Consider the following 16,175-nt stretch of genomic DNA (forward strand, 5'->3'; position numbering starts at 1 on the left):
ATTTAGCTTGTTCTAAGAAAATAAAGTTCATTTATTTTGAATTTATATCGTATTTGTATTAATTACAAGTTTTTATTCAAATGTAATTTAACAATATTTTTTCTATTTTGTTGTAATCATTAGTATTTATTTCGCCAATCTTTCTTCCTTTTTTTAAGACAATTATTTTGTGCATTTTTTTTAATTCTTCAATTTCGTGCGTTGCAAAAAAAATTATTTTATCTTTTCCTATAAGTTCTTCTACAATATTGTATATACTTTGACGAGTTTTAAGATCAACTCCGGCTGTAGGTTCATCAAAAATATATATTTCAGAATCTTTCATTATTGCCCTTGCTATATCCAGTCTTCTTTTTAAACCTTTGGATAACTCCATATATTTTACCTTTTCAAAATCTTTTAAATCTGTTTCTTCAATAACTTTATCTATGACTATTTGCAATTTTTCCCCATACAAACCATTAAGTCTTCCAAAAAACTCTAAATTTTGTCTAACGTTTAGTCTATAATAAAAACTCCTTTCAACCCCTGTTGATATTGACACATTTTTTCTGGCATATTTTTCATGTTTAAGTAAATCAACACCATCTAACAAAACACTCCCGTTATCTGGGATTAAAAATGTTGCCACTATTTTTAGCAAAGTAGTTTTTCCAGCTCCATTTTCTCCAAAAAGTGCTATTTTTTCTCCTTTTCTAACAGTTACGTTTATATCTTGTAGTGCTATTGTTCCATTTTTATATTTTTTACTTACATTAATTACCTCAAGCATAAACCCTCCTCAATACCACGCAAGAGTCCCTTCCTTTCTTGCTTTATTAAATGATACTTTAAATAACCAAACACCAAATGGTATTAACACCAAACCCATTATTACCATAACAAGTAATCCCGTTCTTATTTGAACTACATTATAGCCCTTTAGTAAAGTTTTTCTTAAAAGATCCATACCATACGTTGATGGAAGAAGATACGAAATTCCTCTTATAAATTTCGGCATAATTTCTACTGGATAGTATATTCCTGAAAAAAGCCCTGTGAGTGTAAAATATATCCAACCCACTGGATCACCTCTTTTGGTTATAAGTATTATTGCAGCTGAAATTAGTCCAATTCCTATAAGCGGAAGCATTACAACAAGCAAAACCAAAAAAGATCCAAAAATATTTGGATTTATTTTTACTGAAAATAACCATACAAGTGCAGAAAATATAAATAAAATATTAAAAGTTGTAAACAAAAAGCCACTTAAAAAGTTGAATGTGAAAAGTTGCCAAAATGGCGTATCTGAAAGCAAGAAATATTCAAGTGTTCCCATTCTTTGTTCTCTTTGTATTGACGCTTTGAAAGTTGATAATGCAAGATTTGTATAAGACATGAATACTGATCCAGTTATAAAATATGCAAGAATGTCTCCACCATATTTTTCGATCAATGGAAAATAATTACCACCAGCTATAAATTTCCCTATGAGCCCAAATTGTATTATTCCAACAAATCCACTTAAAAATCCCAAAATAAATTGTGTCCGGTACGAAAACCAGATAATTACATCCCGTTTTATAAATCCAAATAATTTTACTGCAAATTTTATAAAATTTTCCATTCTTTCACCTTATTTATTTTCCTCATAAAGCCAAGGAAATAACCAATCCCACCAATGCCTTTTTTTACAGCCTTCGTTACAAATGGCAACACAAGCTTCTTTGTTTGCACAACCGTCGCAATTTTTAACATCTCCACAAAGTCCTCTTTCTCCATCACAAAAGGAAAGATATACTTTATCGTTTACAACCGGCTTGTTTAAAAATTCCATGTTCTTCCCCCTTTTTAAATTTTAAACACGGTTTGAGTAAGTTCTCAATTTTAATTGTTGATTTGCCACAACCTCAATAATATCCTTTATATTATATTTCATAGATATACACCTGTATGGTTTTTTAACTGGAGACCCGTGAAGTTTATCTACAACAACGGCATTAAACGTACACCCTCCCATACAAGCTGGAAATACTATACAACTTTGACATTCTTTATCTTCATATGGTTCATAAACCAACCACTTGGTATACTTTTGATTCAATTTTATACCTTCATTTGTTAATTTTCCAGCAATAGTCACTTTATTTCCAACTTCTCCCCAACATTTGTGAATAGTTCCATCCACATCAATTACAAAACTGTTTAAACACAAAGCATCACAACGTGCAAATTTTAGATTTTTAAATGGATTAAATGAATATTCGGGTGAATATTTAAGAATTTCTTTGTAAAGTTCTACCTCTATTTTCGAAAATTCTTTGAGTGTTAGTGGTGTATCTTCAAATTTATTAGAAAATTCTTTAACAACTTCTATCATTTGAAAATCAAAGGTTACATTTAATCTCTTCTCAGATATAAAGCTTATTAACTTTTTTACAGAATTAACGCTCTCTTTAGAAATATTTATCCTTAATTGTACTTGCATATCCTTGTGTATTTTTTCTATATTCTCAATCAATTTCGAAAAAGTTGGGCCACCATTTAAAAGTCTTCTATACTTATCGTGAATTTCTTCTGTACCATCTATCGTTATGATAACGGATCTTATACCAACCTTTATTAATTTTTCCACTGTTATTTTGTTTAACAAATAACCATTTGTTACTATGAATGGTCTGTACTCAACTTGATATTTTTTACTTAACTCTCTAAATTTTTCACTTATAAAAATTAACTTTTCCAACGATAATAACGGTTCTCCTCCATAAAATGTAACACTCAAAACTTTTGGTTTTTGGCTCTCAAATCTTCTTTTTGTTTCTTCTATTAATTGAATTATTTGCTCTTCCTGAATTTCAGAAGCCATCTTACCACTAACAGATTGTATTTGCTGTTGATAACAGTATACACAGTTAAAATTACACTTTTCAGTTAGCACTATTGTATACCTTAAATATCTATCACTGTATCTGTATGCATTAAACCTAAGTTTTAAATATTCAACTTCATCAAAATCATCGTCAAGAATAAAAAATCCTTTTTTTAAAATTTCTATTTCATCTGGCTCAAATTCACCTATTTTAACTTTTTTACTTTCACACATCTTTTTTATTTTATTTTTTTTAGATTGTTCAACGTAAAGCATCGCATTTGAGATTGTATTAAAAAGGATCAAGTACTTTCCTTTTTCTATTAATATATTGTATTTCGAAAGTTTCACTTTTCCACCTCACAAATTTTACACTTATTTTCGAGAGTTTTGGTAAAGTACCAAACCTTTGCAAAGTGTTCAACATCACGTTTTTCTTCGGGACATCCTTTGCTTCCTTGTAATCTTGCATTTCTGCATCCTCCCATACAAATTGGAAGAATTTTGCAATTTTTACATTCTTCATCCTCAAAGGCATCTGGTTTATGCCAGTATAAATACTTTTCTTTTTCATATTCAATGCCATTTTTTGTTACTTTTCCAAATACTGCTCCCTTTGCTATTGCAACTGTACACGGATATATTTCTCCTTTAGGACCTATCACAGTGGATGATACGCTATCATACTCGCAATATCTATTTTGAGTAAGTATTGGGAAAAATACTTTAAATCCTTTTTTTGCAGCTTCTATATAAAATTTCGAGATTTTTTTGAATGAATTTAATCCTTTAAATTCATGAAGTTTTGCGTAAAATTCCCTATTATCTTCACTTGCTTGGAAAATCCATCTAAAATAAATTCGTATCCTTTCTTTTGGAAAATCATCAAACATTTCGAGAAGTTCTGGAATTTTGTCATAATTTTCCACGCCAACGTTTACCCTTAACGAAATGTGAGTTTCTTTGGTCATTTCTAACAATCTTTTTGTATTGTTATAAATGGTCTCAAATGTTCCTTTCCCCCCTTTTAAAGGTCTGTATTTGTTGTGATATTGGGGAGGTCCATCAAATGTTATCTGAACATTTTTTATATCAAGTTCATCAAAATATTTAGCTTTATCTTCATCAAGTAAATACCCATTCGTAGATATAGATGAAACAAAATCTGTGTGATATTTATCACATGTTTCAATCACATTTCTATTAATAAGTTTTATAACATCAAAATTTACTAACGGTTCTCCACCAAACCATCCTATACTTATCTTTCTTTTTTTCGTTGCAATTTCACATAAATAATCGGATATTTCCTGGGCAGTTTCTTGCGTCATGGAAGGTCCTTCTTTGGATTCATAACAATAAACACAGTCAAAGTTACATTGCAACGTTGATAATATGGTAAATACTGGGCTACTTGTATCATATCTTGATATATAATTTAACATTTTTAAATGTTGAAGTTCATCAAAGTATTTGTTAACAAGGTATCCACCATAAATTAAATCATCTTTTAATTTTTTATACTCTTCCTTCCATTCTCTATTTGGCTCTCTTAGAATCTCCTTTATCATTTCTGCTTTTTCTTTATCCACAGTTGCAATTGCACGCGTTAAATAATTCACAAATATTACTTTATTATCTTCCTCAAAAGACACATTATATTTAGATTTTTTGTATTTATTCATTATACTTCCCCCTTGAGTATTTAAATTGATGCTACGCAATTATCACAATTTGGATTTGGTTCAAAACATACCAAACATTCACATAAACAATTATAGCAACCCTCATTTCGACAATCACAATTTGGATTCTATAATGTATTATATAAATCACATGAAAATATAACAACCTCGAAAAATTTCAATTATAAGTTTTTTTTTTTTTTTTTTTTAACCATAATTATTTACAAAATGCTTTTTATTTTAAAATATTTCTAATTTATTTAAAATATATTAACGAATAATGTATATTTACGTATTAAAGTTTTATGATTTAAAATTTATTGTTCGATTATCTTACTCATAAAGCCAAGGAAATAACCAATTCCACCAATGCCTTTTTTTACAGCCTTCATTACAAGAAACATTTGGTGAACATTCCTCTTTGTTTGCACAACCGTCGCAATTTTTAACATCTCCACAAAGTCCTCTTTCTCCATCACAAAAGGAAAGATATGCTTTATCGTTTACAACCGGCTTGTTTAAAAATTCCATATAATTCCCTCCCTTTTTAATAAAGTTTTTGATTAATTTTTTGAATATTTCAGTAAAATTATACAAAATCTACGTTTAAATTACAAGTATAATAATTTTATGTTTTTATATATTAACATCATCTATATAACTATAGTTTAGTAAAACATATGTACATTTAATTAGCATTACTACATATAGTTTTGTAGTTCCTATACTGATAAATCAAATAAAAATATGTTAAAAAATATATAAAAATATTGGGTTAGGAAAAATATTTAATTGCTATGCTTATCAAAAAAATTTCCTAAATTGTAAAAGTTAAATTTTATAATAAACAAATGAAAAAATATTTTTGTTAGAAATAGGAAAATTAACAAATAACAACACATTTTTATGGTCTTGTGCAATGTTAATAATAAAACCTTCTTATTTTAGATATTATATTATAAAGCATAAATCAAATTATTCGTAATAATTATGCAAAATAATAAGAAACATTTTAAAATTTCAAGTATTTTTGCTATAATTACATTTAAAAAAAAAAAAAAAAACGCACTATATGAAAATTTTTAGAGTTTGATAGGCGCTTATATATCTTATAAAATAGAATTGTAATTTGTTTAAAAAAATATTTTTCGTTAGTGAAAAAAATATCAAAAGGAACGATATATTATGAATGAAATTTTCAAGGATGCGTCTTTTGTTTTTTTGGATAAAAATCTTAAAATCACACATGAAAGTACAAATTTTACAAAATTTAAGTCGTATTACGTCGTTGATTTACCCGAGTATAATGTGTACTTACCTGTGCAACTTGAAAAGCACAAAATTAGAAATCTTAATGGAAAGTTTATATGTGATCCGTTTACTATAGTAAAACAAAGATTTTATAACAACTAATAATATAATTTAAAATACATCATGAATCCCGGGCCGGGATTATCTTAAAAGAAAAGGAGGGGATAACATGAAAAAAGTTGTTATTTCTTCAAAAAATTTTGATAAAGTTTTGAATGCAGGATGTACGGGTTATTTTCTTTGTGGTAGTTGTAAAGAAGGCAAACTAACACCATAACTTTAAAATTGTCCTCCACCTTATTAAACAAGGTGGAGGACGTTTATAAATAGTAATTCTTAAAATTTGTGAGGGACTACTTTTATTCAGAATTTTAGCCAATATATAGGGGTGAAATAATGAAAGAGCTTGAATTCATTTTTAAACATTTGGAAAACATAAAAAGTAATTTTAAGCTTTTTTATCGTAAAAATGATAAAGGTTTATTATTACATAAACCTACTCTAACATTATATGTTCTAGATAAACAAAATTTTCAATTTTTCAAAGAACTCTTAAACAAAAATGAAGCACAACTAAGAGAAAAATTTAAAAAAAAGGATTTTGAGCTGAAAGATTTAAAAAATACAATTGAAGAAATTAAAAAGCTTGTTCAATATAACAGTCAAAAAGATAAAAAAACAAAAAAATTAGAAAGATTAGCACTTTTTATTGCGCAAGAATGTCCGCTAGAATGTGTTTATTGTTATGGGAAAGGAGGAACATATGGAAAATCAGAAATAATGAGTTTGGATATTTTAGAAAAATCGATTAACGTATTTTATTCACTCTATGACAAAATTGAAACTATTCAATTTTTTGGTGGAGAACCATTAGTAAACATAGAAGGAATATGTAAGACAATCGAAATTTTAAATAAAAAAATAATGAGACAACAAATAATTTATATGCCGAAAATTAATATAATAACTGGGCTGGGAGTTTCAAAAAAAGTAGTTGAGAAATTGATATTATTACTTAAGAAAAATAATCATTTTAATTATGAAATAATTGTGAGCTTTGATGGTCCAAAAAAGATACAGAATCTATTACGACCTTTTAAAAAAGGATTACCATCATATGATAGGATAGTTGAAAATCTTAATATTTTAAAAGAAATAAATCAACCAAAAGCAATAGAAGTTACTTATACAAAGCAACATTTAATATTTGGAATTAGTCACGAAGATTTAAAAGAATTTTTTAAGAATGAATTTGATATTGAAGATATTTTAATTAGACCTGTAATGAGCTGCGATGAGAATTTAATTATAGAAAATGATAATACTTTAAAGGAAATAGAAAAAATATTAGAAAGACCTTATGATTTGGAATATAAACTGAAAGAATATATAAGTATTTTGATCAATTCCAAACCTACAGAATATTATTGTAATGCTGGAATATCCAGTGTTGCTATATCAGCTTCTGGCGATATATATCCTTGTCAATTAGTTGTTGGAGATTCCAAATTTGCTTTTGGTAGTATTCAAGCTCCAATAAAAAAAATAAAAGAAAATCTAAAAAAATGGAAAGTAAATATAAAATTTTAAACTCAAAACTTCTTGACAAAAATTGCAAAGAGTGTTTTTTAACTTTTTTTTGTGAAGGTTGCGTTTTTAAGCAATATTATTTTGAAAAATCATCCGATGCATCTATTCCACATAATAACTGTGAAATTGTAAAAACGTTGACTGAACGTTTATTTTTAAGTATAAATTAACAACAAAATGTATTACTCAATATCAACAGAATGATAGAAAATTAAAAAATAAGGAGGAATACAATGAAACTTTTTTCGATTTTATCAAATAAAGAAGTGAAAGAACTTTTAGATTACACAAAGAAGTATGTAAGTTATCAAAAAACTATTTTTATATTAGCTCCGATTTTACTTATTGTTGGTTCAATTAGTCCGTTTCTTGTCAGATTTTTGTTTGATAATATAATCCAAAATGCGTATTTTTCAAAACTTCCATTATTTGTATTATTATTCATTTTTGTAAAAGGAGCGGAGAGATTTCTTTCAGTTATTGTGAATTATAATTTTAGAAAATGTGGAAATCTAATAGTTAGAGATGAACAAACAAGTTTTGTTAAAAAAATTCTTCGCTTACCAGTTCGAACTATCTCTGGAAATAATACAGGTGATATACTTTCAAGAGCAACTTCAGATATTCCTGTTTTTTCTCAGGTAGTAAGTACAGCTATGCCAGGTATTGTTTTAAATGTCATATCACTGGTTGTTTTTAGTGGAATACTTATTTATTTGAGCTGGCAACTTGCAATAGTTGTATTTGCAACTATACCTTTTTATAACCTATCTATCAATAGTTTTAACAGGCTTTTAAAAAATTTTTCTAAGTTGGAACGCGAAAAGAATAGTGAGGTTATAGAAGGAATACGTGAAAGAATAGAAGGAGCATTAACCATAAAACGCTTTGGTAAATTTGATTATTTTGTAAGCAGCTTAAAAGAGAAAATAGACGATTGGGTAAAAATAAGTAATAAATATAATTTGTTTATGCAATCAATAGAAGATTTTTTAGTGTTTATAAAAGATATATGTCCAATAATAGTATTAAGTTTTGGTGGATATCTAGTTATGAAAGGAAATATAACTCTTGGTACTTTGGTAGGTTTTTATAGTTTCATGAACTGGATTTATGAACCAATAAGAGTTTTAAGTCACTTCTTTGTTTCACTTCAAAGTTCAACACCAGTTTTTAAAAGAATAAAAGAAGTATACGAAATGAAAGAAGAAACAAGCGGAAAAGAAACAATTAAAAATGTAGATGAGATCGAATTTAAAGGAGTTGACTTCTCATATAACAGCAATTATGTGTTAAAAAAATTGAATTTTAAAGTAACATCGGGTGAACGAGTTGCCATTGCTGGTTTAAGTGGTAGTGGAAAAAGTACGATGTTAAGTCTTATGACAAGATTTTATGAACCAACTAATGGGAGTATATTAATAAATAAAAAAGATATAAAAAGGTATACACTTGAATCTCTCAGAAAGAATATTATAGTAGTAAAACAAAACGATTTTCTTTTTAACATGAGTGTAAAAGAGAATATAATACTTGATGGTAATTTTAGTGAAGAAGAGTTCATAAAAGCAGTGAAAATAGCACGCGTGGATAAGTTTGTAAATGAACTTGAAAATGGATATAAAACATTGATTGGAGAACGTGGGAAAAAGTTATCAGATGGTCAAAGACAAAGAATAGCGATAGCAAGGGCAATAATTAGAAAACCACAAGTTCTTGTACTTGATGAAGCAACATCTGGAATAGATTCTAAAACTGAAGAAGAAATATTTGAAAATCTTTTCAAACTTGATATGACAATAGTAATTGTTTCCCATAGATTATCCACAATTAAAAAAGCAGGGAAAATATTTATCATAGAAAATGGACAATTTATATGTGATGGAACTCATGAGGAACTACTTAATAAATGCTCAAAGTATAAACAAATCATTCAAGCTCAACTTATTGGTTAAAAATAATTGAATTGTAAAATATCAAAAAAATATTAAAAACAACTATTTTTATATTTATCATCTTACTTACATTATTATTTAATAGCGGATACATTTTATAAACTATTTTTTGATTTTACCAAATGAAAATAAACTCCTTGCGTAAATTGATTAGTAATAATATAAATATAACATAGTTGTAACTCCAGCTTTATAAAAGATACTAAGGAACATTTGGGTTGTCCCAAGTACATTCAATAGGTAAATCAAAGAAACACCCACCGGGTGCTGGCCCACATGGTCCACTTCCTCCTTCGCATAATTGTGCAATCATTTCACAGCCATTTTCCGTTTCCAAATCTTCTGGTGGTATTATGGGATTTAGTATTTTTACTTTCATCATTTTTCCCCTCCTCCTTTTGTGTTTTTATTTATAATTTCAAAAGCATAATCTAACATTACATCATTTTCTCCAAGCAAATAATCTATTTCTTCCTCTTCGGTTAATTCTTTTTCATAATCCACCTCTATTTTTGGGTTGTCTGTAACTTTGTAATATCCACCTGGTATAAGTACTAATATTTTCGTATTTGGTAAAATATATTTTCCCAGTGCAGCACCAAGAGAATTAACAGGTTCCCTTGGTCTTTTGCCTATTATTTTTCCTACGTTTAGCTTTTTAAAAAAGTATGTAGCTACAACTGCCGCTGAAAACATTCTATTATTTACAAGAAGCCATATCTTTCCGTTGAAATTGTGTCTTGCAGGAAGTATTTTTGGATTTAATTCGTATTTTTCTAAGGTTCTTTTTATTTTTCCGTTACTTAACGGTATATTCTTGCAGGTGTACCCTACTAAGTATATTTGTAAAGGATTTTGGGTTAAATATTTGAAAAGCTCCCACACATTGTCTAAAAATCCCCCAGAATTTCCTCTTAAATCTATTATTAAATCTGATAAGTCTTCATTTTCACTGAATGTTTTGTTCAAAAATTCTTTGTAATATGTTAACCATCTATAACTATACATAAACGTACTTATTTTTAATATTCCAATATCTCTTCTTCTTTCAAACGATAATTTTCTTTTTTTCCATTCCTCTGGATATAATTCTTTTTTCTTTTTAATTGCCTCTTCAAATTTAATGGCATTTACTTTTATTACTTTTTTTATATCATTGGTTTTTATCAACACTTTGAAATTATTTTTATCTTCAATTTCTGGAAAGAGTTTAATTAAATCCTCCAAATGTTTGAAAAGTACATCTGAGGAAATTTTTGGTAAAAACAGTTTCAAATCATTAATTATTTCTTCTACATTCCTATCATCGATTTTCAAGATCTCTACCTTATTTTCTAACTCAGTCACAAGTGAATTTTTCACAAATAATCTATTACCTACCACCACTGGTTCAAATGGCATTACTAATATATCTGGTGTAATATTGAAAAATACCCCATAATGTCCATCGCTAAAAATATGTATTATAGGAGCAACAGTTTTAAAAAACTCGCCTTTTGTCATAGGCTTGTTAAGTTGTCCCTTTATTCTGTTAACTTCTGAATAAAACTTTTCCTGAGATACAAATTCAAATGGATCAATCCCTGATTTTAGTATGTAGTTTATATAAATTTCAAAATCTTTTTGTAATTCTTCAGGAGAAAATAATTGTTGATTAAAACTTATCATAGCAAACAGTAATAATAAGATTGAAATCCATTTTTGTATATTTTTCATAAATTATCTTCTCCTTTGAATTAGAATTTTTTTCAGCTTTTCGGGAATGTATGAGTATAAGGCAATAGATGTTTCAACAAGTTTTCGAACAAACCTACAATAATCTTTGTTTAATTTATAATTCTTTTTATCAATTATTCCAGATTCGTAATAACATTGACCTCCACAAATATATCTTGCAAAGCAACTTTGACATTCTTTTAAAATATCTACCTTTTTAATTTTTTCCATGATTGTTTCTTCAATAATTTTAAAAATCTTTATTTTATTGTCTTTTAACACGTTCCCAACTTTGCCAGTAAAAGTTCCATCAAACCTATGACAAACATAAACATCTCCTTTAGGATTCACTACTACAACTTTTCTACCTGCTCCACATGGGTAATACCTTTTTTGCCTAGTATGTAAAATTTTTAAAAACATCCAGATTATATTTGGTAACTTTTTTTGAAATTTATCAAAATTTCTTTCTTTTAAAAGTTTTATCATTTTATCTGTATAAATATCTATGCTATTTAACAGTTCATCTATTCTCGGTTTTAATTTATTATCATTTGTTGAAACTAAGAAAACAGTAAATGGAATTGTTAACGTAGAAAAAAACTCCATTAAGTTAGTAAAATCATCATTTTTTGATGTTAAAGTGGCCCGAAGCAATATTTTTTTAAATATGTCGTTTTTATATGACGAATGTAAAATTTCAATTGCTTTTATAATATCTTCATAGGTTCCTTTCTTGTTCTTTTTTAGTCTCAATTTATCGTTCAATTTTTGGTTTCCATCCAGACTTAATGTAATTGAAAAGTTATTTTTTCTAAAAAACGTAGCTATTTCCGGTGTAATGATAGTGCCATTCGTTGTTATAGCAAATCTAATATTTTTTCCTAAATAACTGTTTGCAAAATTTACAACTTTCTTGATAACACTAAAATTAATGAGCGGTTCTCCTCCAAAAAAAGAGATTCCAACGTTTGATTGCCCTTTTTCATAAAACATTTCTATAGCTTTCTTAGCTGTTTCCAGATTCATTAAACCTTTAGAATGATAAGTTCCTTCTTCTGCATAGCAATAAACGCATTTAAGATTACACATATGTGAAACTGTTAACACTAATAACTGTGGTTTAAAATTAATACTATTAAAGCTGCATATCTTATTATCTATAAACGGTTTAACTACACTAACTATATTTGGTGGTAAAAAATCGTTATCTTTTATTTGATGGCTAATTTCTTCATCAATTTCAAGTAGTAATAAGTTTTCTGGCAGAAAAAGAAGATATTTTCCAAAATGATTTATAAGTTTGAACTCCATATTTTCACTCTTCCTTATTAATTTATTCCACTTCTACAATTTATTATATAAATCACATGAAAATATAACAACCTCGAAAAATTTCAATTATAAGTTTTTTTTTTTTTTTTTTAACCATAATTATTTGCAAAATGCTTTTTATTTTAAAATATTTCTAATTTATTTAAAATATATTAACGAATAATGTAAAGCATTTTTTATGTACTAAAACTATTTTTATAGTTTAAAAAATTGTTTTATTTATTTTCCTTATAAAGCCAAGGAAATAACCAATTCCACTAATGCCTTTTTTACAGCCTTCGTTACAAATGCCAACACAAGAGTCGTAAAAGTTAAATTTTATAATAAACAAATGAAAAAATATTTTTGTCAGAAATAGGGAAATTAACAAATAACAACACATTTTTATGGTCTTGTGCAATGTTAATAATAAAACCTTCTTATTTTAGATATTATATTATAAAGCATAAATCAAATTATTCGTAATAATTATGCAAAATAATAAGAAACATTTTAAAATTTCAAGTATTTTTGCTATAATTACATTTAAAAAAAAAAAAAACGCACTATATGAAAATTTTTAGAGTTTGATAGGCGCTTATATATCTTATAAAATAGAATTGTAATTTGTTTAAAAAAATATTTTTCGTTAGTGAAAAAAATATCAAAAGGAACGATATATTATGAATGAAATTTTCAAGGATGCGTCTTTTGTTTTTTTGGATAAAAATCTTAAAATCACACATGAAAGTACAAATTTCACAAAATTTAAGTCGTATTACGTCGTTGATTTACCCGAGTATAATGTGTACTTGCCTGTGCAACTTGAAAAACATAAAATTGTAAAAGTTAGAGAAAAGTTTGTGTGTGATCCTTTTAATAAAATAAACCAAAAAGTAGAGATTCTAAGTTCTCTAATAACAAATAAAAATGGTAAAAACGTATCTAAAATCTTTTATGTTTCACATGTAAATACTGAAGTTGAAATAAAAGTCAAATTTTACGTTAAACTTGTACCTGAAGAATTTCGTTCTTTTATTATAGTGCTAAGGGATAAAGAAGACGTTGAAAAAATTTATATAAGGATATTCAGCTTGATAGAAAAAAGTGGAGAAATGGTATTTTACCTAAAATTTGATGGAAGAAAAATAGTAGGGAAAAAATATTTAGAACTTTATAGTTGTGGAGAAAGATTGTGGTCTGAAAATATTGAAATTATTAAAAACACATATGGGGGGGTGAATTATGGTAAGACCTTATTCATTAACAGCGAACGATGGTACTGGAAGAATGCATGATGGATACTACAACAAAGAAGTAGCAAGAAAAATCGATGAAATAACCACCAAAGCTTGGCAGGCAGATAGAAAAGTAGTGCAAAGTCCATTATTTGAAATTGGATTAGCTGGTATTATAGCTTTAGCAGGCGGACCTACTTCTATGCTGGGGAGATTTGTAACGGGAGCTGCTAGTGGAGCTGCTTCAATTGGTATTAAAAATTTTATTCTTAAAGCGGTAGATTATGCACATGGGCGATAGTAACTTTACAAAACATAAAACTTTATATAGTATTTATCACAAAGGTGGGTGATTATGGATACAAAAAATAATATATTCATTAAATTAAAAACTTGGCTTATTAAAGAATACGTAGAAATAAATATCATACCAATTTTTGCAATTATTCTTTCTATATTTGATATGTATTTATTGCTTTCAAAAGCAAACATTCCACCTTTATCTGATACAGGAGATTTTCGTTGGTGGTTCAAGCTTTACTGGATAGTAATATTAAGTTTCCCATCAATAGCAATATTGAATTTTCTCTCAAACATAATATTTAAAACTTGCAAGAGAGAAAAGATTAGTAAAGTCAAAGTTAAAGGTTGGTGGGTGTCATTTTACTTTGAATATGTTAACATAACAATGGTGCTATGGTCTGTGATACTTTACATATTTTGCGGAACCAGGGATGTACTTAACAAAGGGCTAAAATGGATAATAATATATTTACTAATACTTGTATTAGTACATCCGCTGAATAAAAAGAATATAATTTTTGTTATGATGAAAAATAAAAAAAGACGTTACTTTTGAAAGTTTTGTAAAAATATAAGAAAGTAGGCTTTTTCGAAGAAAAACTTGATATGTTCAAATCACGTGAATTACCAATATTATAGTGCTAAGGGATAAAGAAGACGTTGAAAAAATTTATATAAGGATATTCAGCTTGATAGAAAAAAGTGGAGAAATGGTATTTTACCTAAAATTTGATGGAAGAAAAATAGTAGGGAAAAAATATTTAGAACTTTATAGTTGTGGAGAAAGATTGTGGTCTGAAAATATTGAAATTATTAAAAACACATATGGGGGGTGTTGAATTATGGTAAGACCTTATTCATTAACAGCGAACGATGGCACTGGAAGAATGCATGATGGATACTACAACAAAGAAGTAGCAAGAAAAATCGATGAAATAACCACCAAAGCTTGGCAGGCGGATAGGAAAGTAGTGCAGAGTCCTCTATTTCAGATTGGGCTATCTGGTATTTTGACTGTGGCAACTGGTGGACTGTCTGCAACTAAAACAATAACTAAGTTTGCAATAGGAGCGGCAAGTGGCGCTTCAGGTATTGGCATCACGAACTTTCTCCTAAAAGCTGTAGACTATGCTCATGGAAGGTGATATGGTTGAGGAAAATTCTTAGACTTGTATTAAATCACGCAAGATTTTTCTTCGATACTTTTATCGATGTAGAAAACAAAATATGGACATACTTATTGTTTACATTGTTTGATGTTATTTACCTTTATAAATTCACTAACATGTACCCTATTTTCGGATATGATATACCACATTTGAATATTTATCAAAAAATCCTGCTTATTATTATTTGGATATTGTACATCGGTTATCCGATGGATATTTACATAGAGAAAAAGAATATTAGTAAAAAAAGAGCCATATTTTTCTCCGTGATTTTTATATATGAGATTCCAAATTTCACAAATATTCAGCTCTTTCTCTTTGCAGGTAAGGGAGATGTTGTATATAGAGTCATAATATACTTTCTTTTCATGGCAATTGTTATACTAATTCATCCATTAAACAAAAAAAGGATTTTATTTAGGAAATAGTGTATTGGAGGGATAGTGCGAAAACTAATGCTTGACGATCGTTTAGAAAGTTTTGTGACGAAGGCGGTAGATTATGCGCATGGAAAATAATTTGCTTTTCAAACCTTCTATTTGGTTTGTTGAAAAATGTTTGAATTTCAAAGGTACATCTATTTTTGCAGTAATTCTTTCTCTGTTTGATATGTATTTGATAATTGAAAAAGCAAATTTACCTACCGCATCTCCTGATGGAAATGCTCCTTTGTGGATAAAAATTGTTTGGACTATAATGTTAATTTACTTAGCTACTGGCATAGAGGTTATCTTCAAGAATGAAAAAATGAATAGAAGTAGGGGAGCTGGTTGGATATTTGCAATTTTCATCGAATACATTTGTATAACGACAGTGCTATGGTCTGTGATACTTTACATATTTTACGGAAACAGGGATGTACTTAACAAAGGGCTAAAATGGATAATAATATATTTACTAATACTTGTATTAGTACATCCGCTGAATAAAAAGAATATAATTTTTGTTATGATGAAAAATAAAAAAAGACGTTACTTTTGAAAGTTTTGTAAAAATATAAGAAAGTAAGCTTTTTCAAAGAAAAACTTGATATGTTCAAAGAA

18 protein-coding genes are annotated in these 16,175 nt (G+C 27.7%); 9 read left to right on the forward strand and 9 right to left on the reverse strand.

The features are described 5' to 3' along the window. Window positions 1–76: 76 nt before the first annotated feature. From XJ44_RS08465 to XJ44_RS08490, 6 genes are all read right to left on the reverse strand, one after another. A complete protein-coding gene (locus tag XJ44_RS08465) occupies window positions 77–772 on the reverse strand; it encodes an ABC transporter ATP-binding protein (RefSeq protein WP_077198719.1) in 696 nt (231 codons plus the stop codon). Window positions 773–781: 9 nt separating this feature from the next. Beyond that, window positions 782–1,606, reverse strand: coding sequence for an ABC transporter permease (locus XJ44_RS08470; RefSeq protein ID WP_143609022.1), 825 nt, complete (start codon window positions 1,604–1,606; stop codon window positions 782–784). A gap of 9 nt (window positions 1,607–1,615) precedes the next feature. After that, a complete protein-coding gene (locus XJ44_RS08475) occupies window positions 1,616–1,816 on the reverse strand; it encodes a hypothetical protein (protein ID WP_077198720.1) in 201 nt (66 codons plus the stop codon). Window positions 1,817–1,837: 21 nt separating this feature from the next. Further along, the gene (locus XJ44_RS08480) at window positions 1,838–3,202 is read right to left on the reverse strand and encodes a radical SAM/SPASM domain-containing protein (protein WP_077198721.1); all 1,365 of its coding nucleotides are present in this window, start codon (window positions 3,200–3,202) and stop codon (window positions 1,838–1,840) included. After that, entirely contained in the window at window positions 3,199–4,536 is a 1,338-nt protein-coding gene (locus XJ44_RS08485) for a radical SAM/SPASM domain-containing protein (RefSeq protein WP_077198722.1), read from the reverse strand. Before XJ44_RS08485 ends, XJ44_RS08480 begins: the two co-directional genes overlap by 4 nt. Before the next feature lie 333 nt (window positions 4,537–4,869). Then, window positions 4,870–5,067, reverse strand: coding sequence for a hypothetical protein (locus tag XJ44_RS08490; protein WP_077198723.1), 198 nt, complete (start codon window positions 5,065–5,067; stop codon window positions 4,870–4,872). A 654-nt stretch (window positions 5,068–5,721) separates the two neighbouring features. Here XJ44_RS08490 and XJ44_RS08495 point away from each other — a divergent pair. The 3 genes from XJ44_RS08495 (at window position 5,722) to XJ44_RS08505 (ending at window position 9,392) form a co-directional block, all read left to right on the forward strand. After that, a complete protein-coding gene (locus XJ44_RS08495; protein WP_075666545.1) occupies window positions 5,722–5,949 on the forward strand; it encodes a hypothetical protein in 228 nt (75 codons plus the stop codon). Window positions 5,950–6,243: 294 nt separating this feature from the next. Further along, window positions 6,244–7,437 carry a radical SAM protein gene (locus XJ44_RS08500; protein ID WP_077198724.1) on the forward strand — a complete coding sequence of 398 codons (1,194 nt, stop codon included), beginning with the start codon at window positions 6,244–6,246 and terminating at the stop codon, window positions 7,435–7,437. Window positions 7,438–7,670: 233 nt separating this feature from the next. After that, window positions 7,671–9,392 carry an ABC transporter ATP-binding protein gene (locus tag XJ44_RS08505; protein ID WP_077198725.1) on the forward strand — a complete coding sequence of 574 codons (1,722 nt, stop codon included), beginning with the start codon at window positions 7,671–7,673 and terminating at the stop codon, window positions 9,390–9,392. A gap of 202 nt (window positions 9,393–9,594) precedes the next feature. On the opposite strand, the gene XJ44_RS08510 is transcribed toward XJ44_RS08505, so the two are convergent. The 3 genes from XJ44_RS08510 to XJ44_RS08520 are packed head-to-tail and all read right to left on the reverse strand — an operon-like array spanning window position 9,595 to window position 12,422. Continuing rightward, window positions 9,595–9,774 (reverse strand): hypothetical protein, encoded by a 180-nt coding sequence (locus XJ44_RS08510; RefSeq protein WP_077198726.1) that lies wholly within the window; start codon window positions 9,772–9,774, stop codon window positions 9,595–9,597. Continuing rightward, window positions 9,771–11,108: a S41 family peptidase gene (locus tag XJ44_RS08515; protein ID WP_077198727.1), complete on the reverse strand. Its 1,338-nt coding sequence runs from the start codon at window positions 11,106–11,108 to the stop codon at window positions 9,771–9,773. The genes XJ44_RS08510 and XJ44_RS08515 overlap by 4 nt, the downstream gene beginning before the upstream one ends. 3 nt (window positions 11,109–11,111) lie before the next feature. After that, complete coding sequence (locus tag XJ44_RS08520; RefSeq protein WP_077198728.1) at window positions 11,112–12,422, reverse strand: radical SAM/SPASM domain-containing protein; 1,311 nt, start codon at window positions 12,420–12,422, stop codon at window positions 11,112–11,114. 683 nt (window positions 12,423–13,105) lie between these two features. On the opposite strand from XJ44_RS08520, the gene XJ44_RS08525 reads away from it, so the two are divergent. From XJ44_RS08525 to XJ44_RS08550, 6 genes are all read left to right on the forward strand, one after another. Beyond that, a complete protein-coding gene (locus XJ44_RS08525; protein ID WP_077198729.1) occupies window positions 13,106–13,720 on the forward strand; it encodes a hypothetical protein in 615 nt (204 codons plus the stop codon). Further along, window positions 13,668–13,961: a hypothetical protein gene (locus XJ44_RS08530; RefSeq protein ID WP_077198730.1), complete on the forward strand. Its 294-nt coding sequence runs from the start codon at window positions 13,668–13,670 to the stop codon at window positions 13,959–13,961. Before XJ44_RS08525 ends, XJ44_RS08530 begins: the two co-directional genes overlap by 53 nt. 54 nt (window positions 13,962–14,015) lie before the next feature. Beyond that, window positions 14,016–14,519 (forward strand): hypothetical protein, encoded by a 504-nt coding sequence (locus XJ44_RS08535; protein WP_077198731.1) that lies wholly within the window; start codon window positions 14,016–14,018, stop codon window positions 14,517–14,519. A gap of 82 nt (window positions 14,520–14,601) precedes the next feature. Next, on the forward strand, window positions 14,602–14,802 hold the full coding sequence (locus XJ44_RS09260; RefSeq protein ID WP_158071834.1) for a hypothetical protein: 201 nt from the start codon (window positions 14,602–14,604) through the stop codon (window positions 14,800–14,802). Window positions 14,803–14,850: 48 nt separating this feature from the next. Further along, on the forward strand, window positions 14,851–15,108 hold the full coding sequence (locus XJ44_RS08540) for a hypothetical protein (RefSeq protein WP_143609024.1): 258 nt from the start codon (window positions 14,851–14,853) through the stop codon (window positions 15,106–15,108). Between the two features lie 525 nt (window positions 15,109–15,633). Beyond that, the gene (locus XJ44_RS08550) at window positions 15,634–16,113 is read left to right on the forward strand and encodes a hypothetical protein (RefSeq protein ID WP_077198733.1); all 480 of its coding nucleotides are present in this window, start codon (window positions 15,634–15,636) and stop codon (window positions 16,111–16,113) included. The last annotated feature ends 62 nt before the right edge of the window (window positions 16,114–16,175 follow it).

Origin of the sequence: Thermosipho affectus (assembly GCF_001990485.1) — a bacterium.
Taxonomy (GTDB): domain Bacteria; phylum Thermotogota; class Thermotogae; order Thermotogales; family Fervidobacteriaceae; genus Thermosipho; species Thermosipho affectus.

Coding starts and splice junctions, on each gene's coding strand:
- XJ44_RS08485 (WP_077198722.1), bottom strand. CDS start 4,536: ATGAATAAATACAAAAAATCTAAATATAATGTGTCTTTTGAGGAAGAT.
- XJ44_RS08495 (WP_075666545.1), top strand. CDS start 5,722: ATGAATGAAATTTTCAAGGATGCGTCTTTTGTTTTTTTGGATAAAAAT.
- XJ44_RS08515 (WP_077198727.1), bottom strand. CDS start 11,108: ATGAAAAATATACAAAAATGGATTTCAATCTTATTATTACTGTTTGCT.
- XJ44_RS08540 (WP_143609024.1), top strand. CDS start 14,851: ATGCATGATGGATACTACAACAAAGAAGTAGCAAGAAAAATCGATGAA.
- XJ44_RS08470 (WP_143609022.1), bottom strand. CDS start 1,606: ATGGAAAATTTTATAAAATTTGCAGTAAAATTATTTGGATTTATAAAA.
- XJ44_RS08490 (WP_077198723.1), bottom strand. CDS start 5,067: ATGGAATTTTTAAACAAGCCGGTTGTAAACGATAAAGCATATCTTTCC.
- XJ44_RS08500 (WP_077198724.1), top strand. CDS start 6,244: ATGAAAGAGCTTGAATTCATTTTTAAACATTTGGAAAACATAAAAAGT.
- XJ44_RS08465 (WP_077198719.1), bottom strand. CDS start 772: ATGCTTGAGGTAATTAATGTAAGTAAAAAATATAAAAATGGAACAATA.
- XJ44_RS08535 (WP_077198731.1), top strand. CDS start 14,016: ATGGATACAAAAAATAATATATTCATTAAATTAAAAACTTGGCTTATT.
- XJ44_RS08550 (WP_077198733.1), top strand. CDS start 15,634: ATGCGCATGGAAAATAATTTGCTTTTCAAACCTTCTATTTGGTTTGTT.
- XJ44_RS08510 (WP_077198726.1), bottom strand. CDS start 9,774: ATGATGAAAGTAAAAATACTAAATCCCATAATACCACCAGAAGATTTG.
- XJ44_RS08475 (WP_077198720.1), bottom strand. CDS start 1,816: ATGGAATTTTTAAACAAGCCGGTTGTAAACGATAAAGTATATCTTTCC.
- XJ44_RS08525 (WP_077198729.1), top strand. CDS start 13,106: ATGAATGAAATTTTCAAGGATGCGTCTTTTGTTTTTTTGGATAAAAAT.
- XJ44_RS08530 (WP_077198730.1), top strand. CDS start 13,668: ATGGTAAGACCTTATTCATTAACAGCGAACGATGGTACTGGAAGAATG.
- XJ44_RS08505 (WP_077198725.1), top strand. CDS start 7,671: ATGAAACTTTTTTCGATTTTATCAAATAAAGAAGTGAAAGAACTTTTA.
- XJ44_RS08520 (WP_077198728.1), bottom strand. CDS start 12,422: ATGGAGTTCAAACTTATAAATCATTTTGGAAAATATCTTCTTTTTCTG.